This window comes from Mycoplasmopsis columboralis (assembly GCF_900660675.1).
GTDB classification, from domain to species: domain Bacteria; phylum Bacillota_I; class Bacilli_A; order Mycoplasmatales; family Metamycoplasmataceae; genus Mycoplasmopsis; species Mycoplasmopsis columboralis.
In genome coordinates, this window is sequence record NZ_LR215039.1 from 642,432 (window position 1) to 655,582 (window position 13,151).

Here is a 13,151-nt window from a genome sequence, read left to right on the forward strand (position 1 = left end):
TTAAAGAGTTTAAAAAAATGACTTCTTTTCTAGTGAAAAAACGATTTTTGAGTAAAATATAAATATTAACTCAAGGAATTATTAATTATGAAAGCAAAGAAAACTAAAAAACAAAAAATTTGAATTACATTATTTATTGTCTTAACTATTTTATTCCTTGTTGCAATCGCAGTGTGTTGTGCATATATTGGTGATTTCTTAGTTTACAGAAATACTGAAATGGACGGAAAATTACTTACATACGCTCAAAGAATGCATGGAGTATTTGGTTTCTGATAATTTTAATTTTCATTAATCAGCTTTATAGGCTGATTTTTTCATGTCTTTGTAAAAAAATACAGACCAAAATGATCTGCATTTCTAAAATAATAAATTATTTATCTAATTTAATTTTAACGCTAGGTCCCATTGAAGCTGAAACGGTTAAGTTTAACATATATGTTCCTTTAACAGCAGCTGGTTTTAATTTTTTAATTAAATTAATAAGAGTTTTAGCGTTTTCTACAAGTTGTTCATTTGACATACTTGATTTACCAATAAGAGAGTGTACGATACCTGCTTTATCTGTACGGTAGTTTGCTTTCCCTTTTTTAAGTTCTTCAACAGCTTTTTCAGGAGTTGGAGTAACTGTACCTGTTTTAGGGTTTGGCATAAGACCTTTAGGCCCAAGTTTTTTCCCGTATTTTCCAAGTAAAGGCATCATTGTAGGATCTGCAACCATTACATCAAAGTCAAAATCATCTTCTTTAATTTTTTGTTCAAGAGCTTGAGCATCAACAACAATGTCTGCACCAGCTTCTGAAGAAAGTTTTTGTTTTTCTGGATTATTTGTAGCAACAAGAACTCTAATTGATTTTCCTGTTCCGTGTGGAAGTAAAACTGCTCCACGAAGTTGTTGATCAGCTTTACGAACATCAAGATTTAAGTTAAATGCAAGGTCAATAGAAGCGTCGAATTTAGCGTAAGAAGTTTTTTTAGCAAGTTCAATAGCTTGTTCTAAATCATAGGCAACTGTTCTATCGAATGATTCACGAGCAGCTTTTAAGTTTTTAGATAATTTTTTAGCCATCTTAATTATTCTCCTTCAACTTCTGATGAGTTTTCATCTTTAACTAATTCAACATTAATTGATTGTCCTTTACTGTCAACTAATTGTTGAGCAGCAGCGTCTAATGATTCTTGTTTTGCTTTTGCAAGAGCATCAGCTTTAGCAAGTGCTTTAGCCTCAGCTTTAGCTTTAGCAACATCATCTCAACCTTCGATTAAAACACCCATTTGTCTTGCTGTTCCAGCAACAATAGCCATAGCAGCTTCAATATCATCAGTATTTAAATCAGGTAATTTGTATTCAGCAATAGCTCTTAAATCTTCTAATTTAATTGTTGCAACAATTTGTGATTTTGATTTTGATGATCCAGATTGAATTTTTGCAGCTTGCTTAATTTTGTATGAAGCAGGAGCTGTAAAAAGTTTAAATTCGAATGATTTGTCTTTGTAAACTGTAATTAATACAGGAACTGGTTCGTCTCCTCTATCTCTTGTAGCATCGTTAAATGCTTTGGTAAATTCTGGCATATTAACACCAACTCCAGCAAGTGCTGGACCTGGCTTAGCTTTCCCGGCAGGGAATTCTAATTTAGCTTTTCTTTGAATTTCTTTTGCCATTGTTAGTATCCTTTCGATATTGTGGTCTAGCGATAATGATTATCTCCCACTAGTTAGAGGCAATAAGGTTTTATTGCTTTTCAATTATAAAGCAAAAGTGAAAAAATGTAAATAAAAGTAAATATTTAATATTTACATTTAAAAGTATTGAATCAAAATATTAATATTAAGCATAATATCTTTACCAAAATACACATTTTTCAGTACTATTTGTCAGAGATTCAATAAAATTTTTATTTTTAAATCATTATCTATCTTGGAGGAACCGAAAAAGTTGTTTTTTTGCTATAATTTACATAAAAATATTTTATTTAATACCTCTAGGAGAAATATGGCTAAAAGACAAAAATCGTTTTTTGAAAGATTGTCAGAATTAAACTCAAAACATGAGCAAAAACCTGAGCAACCTAAAGCTAAAAAACGTAAAAAAGCAATGATTGCTGTTTTAACTATTTTAGGTGCTGTTGTAGTAACTTCAATTACCATTCCTTTGGCGGTTAGTGTTAACAAAGTGACTTATACTGATGCTCTTCCGTCAGAAACTGTTTTATTTAAGTACTCAGATAACAACGGAAAAACACAAGACTTAACATTAGGAGAAACTTTAAATTTAATTAAAGGAGCTCAAGATAAAACCGATGAAAAAATAGAACAACTTTACAAACATGTTGTTCAGTTTTGATATGAAAAAGAAGTAAAAGCTTCAAAAGAGTATCAAAGAATTTGAAACTCATCTCGTTATGCTGGTGAAGCTGAGAGAAACGATATTGCTCTTAAAGAATATTCTGAAATTAATAAAGACAATAAAAACAGACTTGAAGATCTTAAAAATCAATTAATTAGAATTTATGGTTTTGAAAACTGAAAAAAACAATATGATTCTGAACTTAACAAAGAAGAGTATGGAAAATCTTCAACTGAAGAAGAAGCTCTTGAATATTTAAATTTCAAGCAAATTGAAACAGAAGCTTTAAGACACTATCAAATTAATCTAGAAAAAAATCTTTCTTTAAGAGAAATTAATCGTGTTGCAACCAAAGATATTTATCAAATTGATGACAAAGGAAATGTAGTAGCAAACAACGGAACACCAGTTGTTTTAATTAAAAAAGGTGAAAAAATCTTTAATTACTACATTGAGCAAAATGCTAACAATCTTCAAAACGCCAATTACGCTATTTCTTCAACAGATAACACAAAAGCCGTTGCTATTACAACAAAATCATTTATTAACAATCTAAAAAGCGTTTCTCAATTTGTAAACAAATACTATCAATCAAGTAAATTGATTTTGCCAACAGTTTATAAACTACCCGGAAAAATCAATGCTAACTTATCATTACCTTGAAGTTTTGAAGAAAAAGACAAATCAGTTTTAATTAATTTAGCCAAATTCACTTTATTTAATAATAATGACAATTCTTTTGAGATTAAATCAAACTTAGATATTTTAAAATCTTTCAAACACTCAAAAGATTATTACATTCCATCTGCTGGGGAAACATTAGAAAACTTGAACAAAAAACGTGCTGAAGACGAAAGTTTAATTGATGTTTTAACTTTAAATACAGCTGATTCAAGTGTACAAGGAATAACAACATTAGCTTCGCAAATCCAAAGCAATACTGCAATGGGTCTGGCATTAACTGATAAAAATCTTCCGAAGCTTAAATTAGATGATTTGTTTGATTTTGCCTTTAGTACAGAAGTAAAAGAACAAATTAAAACTCAACTTGATGAAATTAAAAAGCTTACCAATAAAAATGATGCTATTAATAAGCTAGATGCATTAAACCGTTATATTGATTCAGTATTTGCAAGTTTATCTACAAGTGAATTCGAGCAAATGATTCAAACTCAATTCAATAAACATATTAATATTAAAGTTAATAATCAAGAACTTGCTTCATATGCATATAATCTAAGTGATGTAAATGGCGCTATTTTAGTTGTTTCTTCTGAAGGGACATACTTGTTAAAAACTCAAGAGATTAATTCAATTGATGAACTTTATACATATTTACAAAATGATTTAAAATCAATTGCTAATGGTAACTCTTCATTCTTTAAACTTGATAGTGCTTTAAATGTGGTTTATAGTAAAAATGATATTATAGCCGACACATTAAATAATGATGAGTTCAAAGAATATCTATTTAAACAAACTAATAAATTTAGTGATGATAATACCAAATACACTCAAGCAGATTTAGATGCTCTTCAAGTTGATAATCAATCTGTAATTCAAGCTAATAAAGCAAAAAGTGGAACTGATTTAATCTCAAACTTATCTAAATGACTTGAAGGTCAATTAAGTGGCACAAGTTATAACTTCAAAGTTGAAAACGGAATTGCTAAAAGAGTTCTTTCTTGAAGTCCTCTTCAACTAGCAAATGAAAGTGCCCTAGATGAATTAACTAAACTAGTAGAAACAATTACCAAAGGAGGTAAATAATGAAATTAATCAAAAAATTAAAATTTATTTTACCTTCTAGTGCAATTTTATCTACTGCTGCGATTGCAATTTCTTGCGGTAGAGTCGAAAACACCGAACAAAGAAATAAACAAGAAAACTTATTGAGCAATGGAGATTTAAGCAAAGTTGTTGAAGGGTTCTGATTAAAAGCAACTTTAGCTAATTTGTATTCTGTATCTGGTAGTTTGTTAGAGGATGAAACTTTTGTAAATGATGCTTATAATGCCTACAAAACTAAATTAAGCACTGATCAATTAGAAAAACCCTTCACTTTATATGAACAATTAACTAATTGAAAAAATCAAGCTTTATTTTCACAGCAACAACTTAATGTATTAAACGATTCTCAAAGCGATCTTTTTGCAGCTAATGCGTTACCAAATCAAGAACAATTTAAAGTGTTGTATGCTCAAGATAAAACACAAGTAGCTTTTGAAGTTAATAAATTATTATTGGTAAAAAAATATTTTGAAATTTCAAGCGAAAGCGATCTACAAACCGTTAACAAAAAGAATTATGATGATAATAAAGACAGATATCAACTTGATCAATTTAATTTAATTGATTATGTTCTAAACACAAAAATTGCTCAAGTTTGAAATTATAATTCTAATACTGCCAATGATATTTTCTCAAATGTAAGCAGAACCATTTTAACAACTAATGATTATAATGACTTACTTAAAAACAAAACCGAGTCTTCAAAAGTCGCTACAAAAGAATTGTTATTTAATTCAAATGATTATGAAGCAACCTTAGGTGGATATAAAGGGTTAAGTTCATCATTAAATGACTATTCACTTAATAATTCAGCTGCATACTTACTTGAACAAAACAATTTTGCAAATCTATCAGGATTTTATGATTGAACCAACAGAAAACTAGTTGGTGTAAAAGAAAATGGAACTTTAAATGAAAGCATTAAAGTAACTAATGATAATAAAACTATCAAAGTAAGTTACTTAAATTTGGTTGCTCCTATTGTTAAGGAAGTAAGTAAAGACGACAAAACAACCAAAATTTTAAGTTTTGATAATACTCCTTACTTTAGTAAATTAGACACATTAAAAGTTTCATTAGCTATTTTTGGAGCTGATTCTTTATATAAAAACGCCCAAAAAGCTTTTATTGCTTTAGGACACAAAATCAGTTTGGAAAACGACATTATTAAATCTAAATTAGAAGGACTTGATTTTGTCAAAAAATAAAAGTATTTTTTCTAAAATTGTTGATCGTGAAATTCCAGCTACTATTTTGTATGAAGATGATGTAGTAATTGCTTTCTTAGATGCATTTCCTTATTCTGAAGGACATTTCTTAGTTGTTCCTAAAGACGAGAAAGAAAATATGCTTGAAAGTGATGAAAAAACCTTTTTACACGCAATGAAAGTTGCTCGGGAACTAGCTCAAAAGTTAGTGGTGGATAAAGGAATTGAAAGCTTTAAATTATTAGTTAATACAGGAGCGAATGCAGGCCAAACTGTTTTTCACACTCACATTCATATCATTCCTTTTAAAGAAAAAATGAAATCTAATTCAGAAGTCATTTAATGTGCTATAATAAAAGTATCTTCAAATCAATCTGAGGAGTTGCCTAGTGCAACTCTTTAATATTTTTTAAGGAGAAAAAAGATGGATTATTCAAAAATACTCAAAGATAAGTTTCCTGAAATGGTACTTAGCGTCGCTATAACTAATCAAGATTTTGGAAAAACGCTATCAGTTGAACTAGATACTGAAGATTTGGAAGAAGTTATTAAATATACCAAGCTTATTGACCAATATCTTGAAGAAGAAAACATATATCCACAAGATATGGCGTTAGAAGTTTTATCTAGAGGTGAAGAAATTACTTTAGATTTAAATAATTTAGAAAAATATTTAAACAAAATGGTTAAACTTCACTTTGTGAAAGCAGTTGAAAAAGAACAAAGTATGATTGCTGAACTTTTAGAAGTTTCAGACAATCAAATATTGGTTTTATGAAATCAAAAAGGAAGAATGAGAAAAATCAATATCGAAAAATCTAATATATTAAATGGAGAAATTTACATTAAATTTTAAGGAGTTAAAATGGGAAAAAAAGTTGCTGTTGAATTAAATGCGAACCAAAAATGATTTATTATCGCTAAAGGTTATTCAGAAAAACATCAAATTTCGCTTGAAGAAACATTAGGAATTTTTTCTTTTGAAACTACAAAAGCAGTTAATAAAGATATTGACCCTGAAGCTAATATTGTGTTTTCGCTTGATTTAACAAATGAAGAAGTATTAATTCACAATCTAAATGGTGAAGTTGTGGAAGATGATTTTGAATTTGAAGATTCTGAAGAATCAAGTGATATTCAAAGATTAAGTTTCATTCCTTTATCAGAAGCTAAAAAAGTTAATCCAAAAGTTCAAGAAGGAGAAAGTTTTTCAATTTTAATTGATTTTGAAATGATTCCTGAAAAGACAAAAGTCGCAATTAAAAACGGATTCTTCCAAAATTTCAAAATTACAGAAAAACAAAAAATTTATGAACGTTACTTACCTTTAGTTGGAACAAAAATTAAAGCCGAAGTTCTTTCAAGAAATTCAAATGGTTCATATAACTTAAAATTTGAAGATGGTGTTACTGCTTTTTTACCGGCTTCAAAAGTTAATAAAAAACTTGATATGAATTTAGGTTCATACTTAGATGTGTATTTAGAGTCAGTTAATCCAGAAAACAGATTGAGTATTTGTGAGGTAACAACAGATTCTCCACAACAAGTCAGAGATATTGTTACATCAGAAATTCCTGAAATTGAAGAGGGATTACTTGAAATTGTTAAAATCGAACGTATGCCTGGTGTTAGAACTAAAATTGCACTTAAAGCAATTGACAAAGGAGATGGTTTCGATCCTTTTGGAAGTGTTTTTGGAGAAGGTGCAAAAAGAATTTTGGCCATCTCTGAAAGACTTAACGGTGAAAAAATCGAGGTTATTAAATACTCAGATTCGCCTGTTGAATATGTAAGAAACGCTCTTTCTCCTGCTAAAGTTGTAGATGTTGTAGAAGATAAACGTGGTTTTATTGCTATTGTTGATAAAGAAGAAATGAAAAATGCAATTGGTAAATTAGGAGCTAATATTGATTTAGCAATGAAAATTACTAATTCAAAAATTAAAATTCTAACCGTTGAAGAAGCAGTTGAAAAAGACATTGAATTCAACAAAGTTAGAGCTTATGAAAAACCAATGTTTGGTAAAAAACCAAAACATTCAACACGTGATTCAAGAAGAAACGAATACTTTAAAGGTATTGAAATCGACATGAGCGAATTCTCACAAGATGTTGCTCAATTTAACGAAATTCAAAAATCACCTTCATTAGATGAACAAGTGAATGAAGTTAAAAAATCAGCACCAAGACCAAAAAGAATTGATGGTTCAGAGCTTGATGATTTATTTAGTGAGGAAGCGCTTCAATTTGATCTTGATAACGACACAGATTATGACTTTATTGATCAAATAGACTTTAATGATTTTGACGATGAAGAAGATGATGATTTTGATGTAGACGAAAATGAAAACACCGAAGCAGAAAAACCAGTTGTGAAAGCTTACAAAAACGCAAAAGTTGAACTCAAAGACTTTAAAGTTGATACTGATTTAGCTAATTATGGACTTGATTTAGATCTTAATTTAGATCTTAGTGGTTTCGAAGATGATTGAGACAAGAAAAAATAATAACTACACTCGTAAGTGTATAATCACAAACCAAATTTTAGACATTAATAAATTAACACGTTTTTCGCTGTTAAAAGAAACTCAAAAAGTTCGTTTAGATTTAAACAAAAATTTAAAAGGACGTGGAGCATATTTTGAATTTACTTGAGAAAATTGAGAAAAAGTCAAAAAAACTAAATCATTAAATCGAGCGTTTCGTTTTAATGTTTCACCTGATGATTATTTAGAAATAGAAAAACAACTGTTGGAGGTAATAAATGAGCAAGAAAAACAACAGAATTAGTAACGTTAATGACGTTAAAGAACAATTAATAACAACCAAGACAGAATTAAAAAATGGTGTTTTCATTTTTACAGGAAGAATGTCAATTGCTGATTTTGCAGCAAAAGTAAACAAAAATGCAAATGACATAATTAAAAAATTTTTCATGGAAGGAAAGGCAAGAACTTTAAATTACATTTTAGAAGAAGAAGAAATTGCCGAACTTTGTGTTGAATATGGTTTTGATTTTAGTAAAGAAACTAATGTTGATGCAACAAACTTTTTAGACGAAGTGAATTTTGTAGACAACGAAAAAGATTTAGTTCGTAGAGCACCAATTATCACAGTAATGGGACACGTTGATCACGGTAAAACCACATTAATTGACAAAATTAGAAATTCTAATATCGTCGGCACTGAAAGTAGTGGTATTACTCAGCATACCGGTGCTTATCAAATTGAACATAAAGGAAATAAGATTACCTTTATTGATACTCCTGGACATGAAGCTTTTACAAACATGCGTGCACGTGGAGCTAAAGTTACTGATATTGTTATTTTAGTGGTAGCAGCTGATGATGGAGTGATGCCACAAACAAAAGAAGCCATCAGTCATGCTAAAGCAGCTAATGTCCCAATTATCGTGTTTGTAAATAAAATGGATAAACCTAATAAAGATTTAGATCGTCTAAAAGGAGAATTGGCCGAAAACGAAGTAGTGGTTGAAGAATACGGTGGAGATGTTCAAATTGTATATGGTTCAGCTCTTAAAGGAGAAGGACTTGATGATTTATTTGATCAAATTATGCTATTAACTGAATTACTCGATTTAAAAGCTAACCCTAAACGTTATCCAATTGGAACTGTTATTGAATCTAGAGTTGATAAAGGAGTCGGAGCTGTTTCAACAATTATTGTTGAAAATGGAACTCTATACAAAGGTGATTTCATTGTTGCTGGTTCAAAATACGGTAGAGTTAGAATGCTTCTAGATTCACAAAAAAATCCAACTGATAAAGTCGAACCAGGAGCCCCAGCGATTGTATCAGGACTTAACTATGCACCTGATGCTGGAGATAAATTTATTGGTTTAAATGATGAAAAATTTGCTAAAAAATTGGCCGACCAAAAAGCAACACATGACAAATTGACTGCTTTAAGTTCTAGAGCAAACCAAGAATCTGTAGATGGTAAAAAAGTTATTAATGTTATTGTTAAATCAGACGTTCACGGAACCAGTGAAGCTATAAAAGGGCAGATAAATAACTTAGAAAATGAAGAAGCTATTATTAGAGTTATTTCTGCAGGTGCCGGAAATGTTAATGGAAGTGACTTGCTTTTAGCTAAAGCTTCAAACGCAACAATTTTTGTTTTCAATATGAAACCAGCACAACCTATTAAACAATCAGCGGCAAATCAAGAAATTTCGCTAATTAGCCATGATGTTATTTATAAAATTGTTGAAGATTGTCAATCTCTTTTAGACGGAGAAAAATCTCCTGTATATGAAGAACGTAAAACAGGAGAAGCTCATGTTATTAAAACATTCTTTTACTCAAAAGTCGGTACTATTGCAGGATGTATGCAAGACACAGGTGTTGTAAAAGCTGGAGCTAAAGTTAAAGTATATCGTAAAGCTAAGTTAGTTTACGAAGGAGTTTTAGAATCTCTTCGTAGAGAACTAAATGACGCAAAAGAAGTGGTTAAAGGAAAAGATTTCGGTTGCCACATTAAAAACTATAACGACATTGAAATTGATGATGTTTTAGAGTTTTACGAAGATGTAAGAGTTAATTAATTTGAAGGTTCAAAATGAATATTAAAAACTTAATCAAAGACGTAAAAGATTTTCCAAAACCAGGAATTATCTTTAAAGATATTTCTCCTCTTTTGGCTGATGGGGAAGCATTGCATTGAACAATTAATGAAATTGCTAAACATTGCAATGATGCTGATATTATTGTAGGTCCAGATGCGAGAGGTTTCTTGTTTGGGACTCCAACAGCAGCTGTTTTAAAAAAACCTTTTATAATGGTGAGAAAACCACATAAATTACCTGGAGAAGTAATTCAAATGAATTATGATCTTGAGTATGGTTCAAACACATTGGAATTACAAAAAGGTTATGTCAAAGAAGGACAAAAAGCAGTTATTGTTGATGATGTTTTAGCTACCGGAGGAACAACAAAAGCAATTATTAAATTATTGCAATCTCAAGGCGCTATTGTTGAAAAAGTTATTGTATTGCTTGAATTAACTGAATTAAATGGAAGAAAACTACTTCAAGAAGACACTGAAGTAATCTCTTTAATTAAGGTTTAATGAATAATTCTCATTCTAAAATAAAACCATCCCTAAAAGAGTTGGTTTTATTTATACTAAAAATAACTTTTTTTGGTTTTGGTGGCGGGAATGCAATGTTACCTTTAATAAAAAGCGAAGCAGTCGAAAAGAAAAAATGACTTAATAATGAAGAATTTGATGAAATGGTAATTATAACAAATATGTTGCCAGGCCCTTCAACTACTCAATGCATTACTTACATAGTTCGTAAATTTTACAATTTGTTTGTAACATATCTTTTAGTATTAATTGCCATTTTACCGCATATTTTGTTTGCTTTTGGAGTATTTTTATTGCTAAATTATATTCCAAGACGTTACATTTATGTTATTGGGGCGTGTGCGTTAATGCCAGTGGTAGCAGGAGTAATTTTAATTACTTATCGATATATTAAAAGATCGCAACAAGCTTTAAAATTACCAGTGTGACTAACTGTTGCATGCATTTCAACTTGCTATTGTTTATTTGTTCCTTTTCCTTATAACTTACCGGTGTTTGTATTTGGTCTTTTATTTTTATGCACACTAATTTATTGTTTGATAACTTGAAGTGTATTAAAACGAAAAAGCAAGGATAAATAATGACAACGATATTAATTTCGCTTGTAGCTATTGTTATTGTTTCGCTTACTGTTTTTGGTGGTGGAGCTTTGTTTATGCCGGTATTTGAATGGTTGTGAAAGTTTCTTAATAATAATTTTGGAGTTGCTATTTCAACGGATCAAATTAATGCATTTTTTACCGCTGGAAATGCAACCCCAGGTATTTTATCGCCTAAATTCGCTGTTTTTACCGGTTATGCTTTAACTGGCAATACTTGATGAAGTTTTCTTCTTATTTTGCTTGCTTATTTAGCTTTTATGATTCCAGGAATAGCGATGTTGCTTATTTTTAGAAGAATCATTCAAAAGCACAAGAAAACTTTATTTGTGAGCAAATTCTTTACTTTTATGTATCCAGTGTTAATTGGTGTAATGCTATCGCTTGCTATTTCAATTTTTTTAAAAATTACCTATCCATTTTTATTTTTTAACACTCAAGCAAGTGAATATTTAAAATTAGATTATTCTTCAAGTAATAATATTTATCAATTTTTTAGAGGATGAAGATTAATATTACTATTTGTTTATAGCCCTTTAGCAATTGGTTTCTTTATTTATTTAATCATTAAAAAAGTACCAATTATCTATATGATCGTGGGGAACATCTTAGTGGGTTTAATTATTTTTGCACCTTGAATATAAAATCAGCCCTTGAGGCTGATGTTTTTTAAACTTTTAAAATTTCATCTTCTTTTTCTTTGGTTAATTGATTTACTTTGTCAATTTGTTTGTCTACAAAGGTTTGAACTTGATCTAAATAATTTTTTTGCATATCTTCAGAAAGTTCTTCATCAGCTTTAATTTGTTTATTTACATCTTGACGAGCATTTCTGATACCCACTTTAGCTTGTTCAGTATGTTTAGCTAGACTTTTGATAATTTCTTTTTTTCTTTGTGTGGTTAACACAGGGAAGTTTAATCTAACTTGATGCCCTTCATCAATTGGAGTAACTCCTAAGTTAGCGTTCATTAATGCTTTATTAACTTCTTTTACAGAAGTAATATCATAAGGTTTGATTAATAATTGTTGTGGTTCAGGAACACTAATGTTTGCTAATTCTTCCAATGAAGTTGGTGTACCATAGTATTCAACTTTAATCCCTTTTACAATTTGAGGGTTAGCTCTCCCGGTTGAAATTTTAGACATTTCAAAACGATAATGATTAATTGCCTTTTCGCATTTTTCTTCTAATTCTAATAAATATAGACCTATTTCCATTATTTTGTTACCTCTGTATGTTGAATTTTATTTTGCAATACTTTAATAATTGAATCTTTTTCGAGTAAATTGAATACCACCAAGTTAATATTGTTATCTCTTGCCATACTTGTTGCAGTTAAGTCCATAACCTGTAATCTTCTTTCAAGAATTTCATCATATGTAATTTTCGGGAAGTGAACAGCATTTGGATTTTTTTTAGGATCGCTATCGTAAATCCCATCAACACGATTTTTACCCATTAAAATAACTTCAGCACCTATTTCAGATGCATAAAGTGTAGCAGCTGTGTCAGTGGTAAAGAATGGTCTTCCAGTTCCTCCAACAAAAATAACAATTTCTCCATCTTCAAGATACTTAATTGTTTTTTCGTTAATGTAGTTTTCAGCAACTTTAGGGTCAATGTTAATTGAACTTTGGACTCTTGCTTTAAGGCCAACTTTTTCAAATCCACTTTGTAAAGCTAAACCATTCATTATAGTTGCCAACATTCCAATATAATCGGCACGATTTCGTGGAATTCCGTTTTTTTCAGCTGAAGCACCTCTTCAGAAGTTTCCTCCACCAATAACAACAGAAATTTGAACTCCTTGCTCATTAATTACTTTTAATTGCCGTGCAATATCAGCAACTAACTCATAGTCAATGGCTAAGTTTTTTTCTTTGTTCGAAAAACCTTCTCCAGAAAGTTTTAGCAATATTCTTTTGTATTTCATTTTACTCTCCGAATTAATACTATTAATTTGTATTTTAATTATATTTTAAAAACTCCCTTTTTTAATAATAAATATTATAAAAAAGAGTAAGAATTCTTAATTTTTCGTTGTGGAAAATTTTCCAGTGGAGAATAATTTTCTCGAAAAATGTTATA

Annotated in this window: 15 protein-coding genes; 11 read left to right on the forward strand and 4 right to left on the reverse strand. The window is 29.8% G+C overall.

Annotation, left to right across the window (positions count from 1 at the left end; translation table 4 throughout):
* The first annotated feature begins 87 nt into the window (after window positions 1-87).
* Window positions 88-279 (forward strand): hypothetical protein, encoded by a 192-nt coding sequence (locus tag EXC45_RS02510; protein ID WP_036434939.1) that lies wholly within the window; start codon window positions 88-90, stop codon window positions 277-279.
* A gap of 94 nt (window positions 280-373) precedes the next feature.
* On the opposite strand, the gene rplA is transcribed toward EXC45_RS02510, so the two are convergent.
* Together rplA and rplK are read right to left on the reverse strand one after the other, a co-directional pair.
* Window positions 374-1,069: a 50S ribosomal protein L1 gene (gene rplA, locus EXC45_RS02515; protein ID WP_036434937.1), complete on the reverse strand. Its 696-nt coding sequence runs from the start codon at window positions 1,067-1,069 to the stop codon at window positions 374-376.
* A gap of 5 nt (window positions 1,070-1,074) precedes the next feature.
* Window positions 1,075-1,665, reverse strand: coding sequence for a 50S ribosomal protein L11 (gene rplK / locus EXC45_RS02520; protein ID WP_036434935.1), 591 nt, complete (start codon window positions 1,663-1,665; stop codon window positions 1,075-1,077).
* 331 nt (window positions 1,666-1,996) lie between these two features.
* On the opposite strand from rplK, the gene EXC45_RS02525 reads away from it, so the two are divergent.
* The 10 genes from EXC45_RS02525 to EXC45_RS02570 all read left to right on the forward strand — a co-directional run bounded on the left by EXC45_RS02525 (window position 1,997) and on the right by EXC45_RS02570 (window position 11,703).
* A complete protein-coding gene (locus EXC45_RS02525) occupies window positions 1,997-4,120 on the forward strand; it encodes a HinT-interacting membrane complex protein P80 (RefSeq protein ID WP_036434934.1) in 2,124 nt (707 codons plus the stop codon).
* On the forward strand, window positions 4,120-5,349 hold the full coding sequence (locus EXC45_RS02530) for a HinT-interacting membrane complex lipoprotein P60 (RefSeq protein ID WP_036434930.1): 1,230 nt from the start codon (window positions 4,120-4,122) through the stop codon (window positions 5,347-5,349). Before EXC45_RS02525 ends, EXC45_RS02530 begins: the two co-directional genes overlap by 1 nt.
* Complete coding sequence (gene hinT / locus EXC45_RS02535) at window positions 5,336-5,692, forward strand: histidine triad protein HinT (protein ID WP_036434928.1); 357 nt, start codon at window positions 5,336-5,338, stop codon at window positions 5,690-5,692. The genes EXC45_RS02530 and hinT overlap by 14 nt, the downstream gene beginning before the upstream one ends.
* 81 nt (window positions 5,693-5,773) lie before the next feature.
* Complete coding sequence (locus EXC45_RS02540) at window positions 5,774-6,205, forward strand: ribosome assembly cofactor RimP (RefSeq protein ID WP_036434926.1); 432 nt, start codon at window positions 5,774-5,776, stop codon at window positions 6,203-6,205.
* A 9-nt stretch (window positions 6,206-6,214) separates the two neighbouring features.
* Window positions 6,215-7,855: a NusA N-terminal domain-containing protein gene (locus EXC45_RS02545; protein WP_036434924.1), complete on the forward strand. Its 1,641-nt coding sequence runs from the start codon at window positions 6,215-6,217 to the stop codon at window positions 7,853-7,855.
* Window positions 7,833-8,138 carry a YlxR family protein gene (locus tag EXC45_RS02550; RefSeq protein ID WP_036434923.1) on the forward strand — a complete coding sequence of 102 codons (306 nt, stop codon included), beginning with the start codon at window positions 7,833-7,835 and terminating at the stop codon, window positions 8,136-8,138. Before EXC45_RS02545 ends, EXC45_RS02550 begins: the two co-directional genes overlap by 23 nt.
* Complete coding sequence (gene infB / locus EXC45_RS02555) at window positions 8,113-9,915, forward strand: translation initiation factor IF-2 (RefSeq protein ID WP_036434920.1); 1,803 nt, start codon at window positions 8,113-8,115, stop codon at window positions 9,913-9,915. Before EXC45_RS02550 ends, infB begins: the two co-directional genes overlap by 26 nt.
* A 14-nt stretch (window positions 9,916-9,929) precedes the next feature.
* On the forward strand, window positions 9,930-10,439 hold the full coding sequence (locus EXC45_RS02560; RefSeq protein WP_036434916.1) for an adenine phosphoribosyltransferase: 510 nt from the start codon (window positions 9,930-9,932) through the stop codon (window positions 10,437-10,439).
* A complete protein-coding gene (locus EXC45_RS02565) occupies window positions 10,439-11,041 on the forward strand; it encodes a chromate transporter (RefSeq protein ID WP_036434914.1) in 603 nt (200 codons plus the stop codon). The genes EXC45_RS02560 and EXC45_RS02565 overlap by 1 nt, the downstream gene beginning before the upstream one ends.
* Window positions 11,041-11,703: a chromate transporter gene (locus EXC45_RS02570; protein WP_051616984.1), complete on the forward strand. Its 663-nt coding sequence runs from the start codon at window positions 11,041-11,043 to the stop codon at window positions 11,701-11,703. The genes EXC45_RS02565 and EXC45_RS02570 overlap by 1 nt, the downstream gene beginning before the upstream one ends.
* Before the next feature lie 25 nt (window positions 11,704-11,728).
* Here the strand turns inward: EXC45_RS02570 and frr are convergent, their stop codons facing one another.
* Window positions 11,729-12,280 (reverse strand): ribosome recycling factor, encoded by a 552-nt coding sequence (frr, locus tag EXC45_RS02575; RefSeq protein ID WP_036434911.1) that lies wholly within the window; start codon window positions 12,278-12,280, stop codon window positions 11,729-11,731.
* The gene (gene pyrH / locus EXC45_RS02580; protein WP_036434908.1) at window positions 12,280-12,996 is read right to left on the reverse strand and encodes a UMP kinase; all 717 of its coding nucleotides are present in this window, start codon (window positions 12,994-12,996) and stop codon (window positions 12,280-12,282) included. Before pyrH ends, frr begins: the two co-directional genes overlap by 1 nt.
* Window positions 12,997-13,151 lie beyond the last annotated feature (155 nt).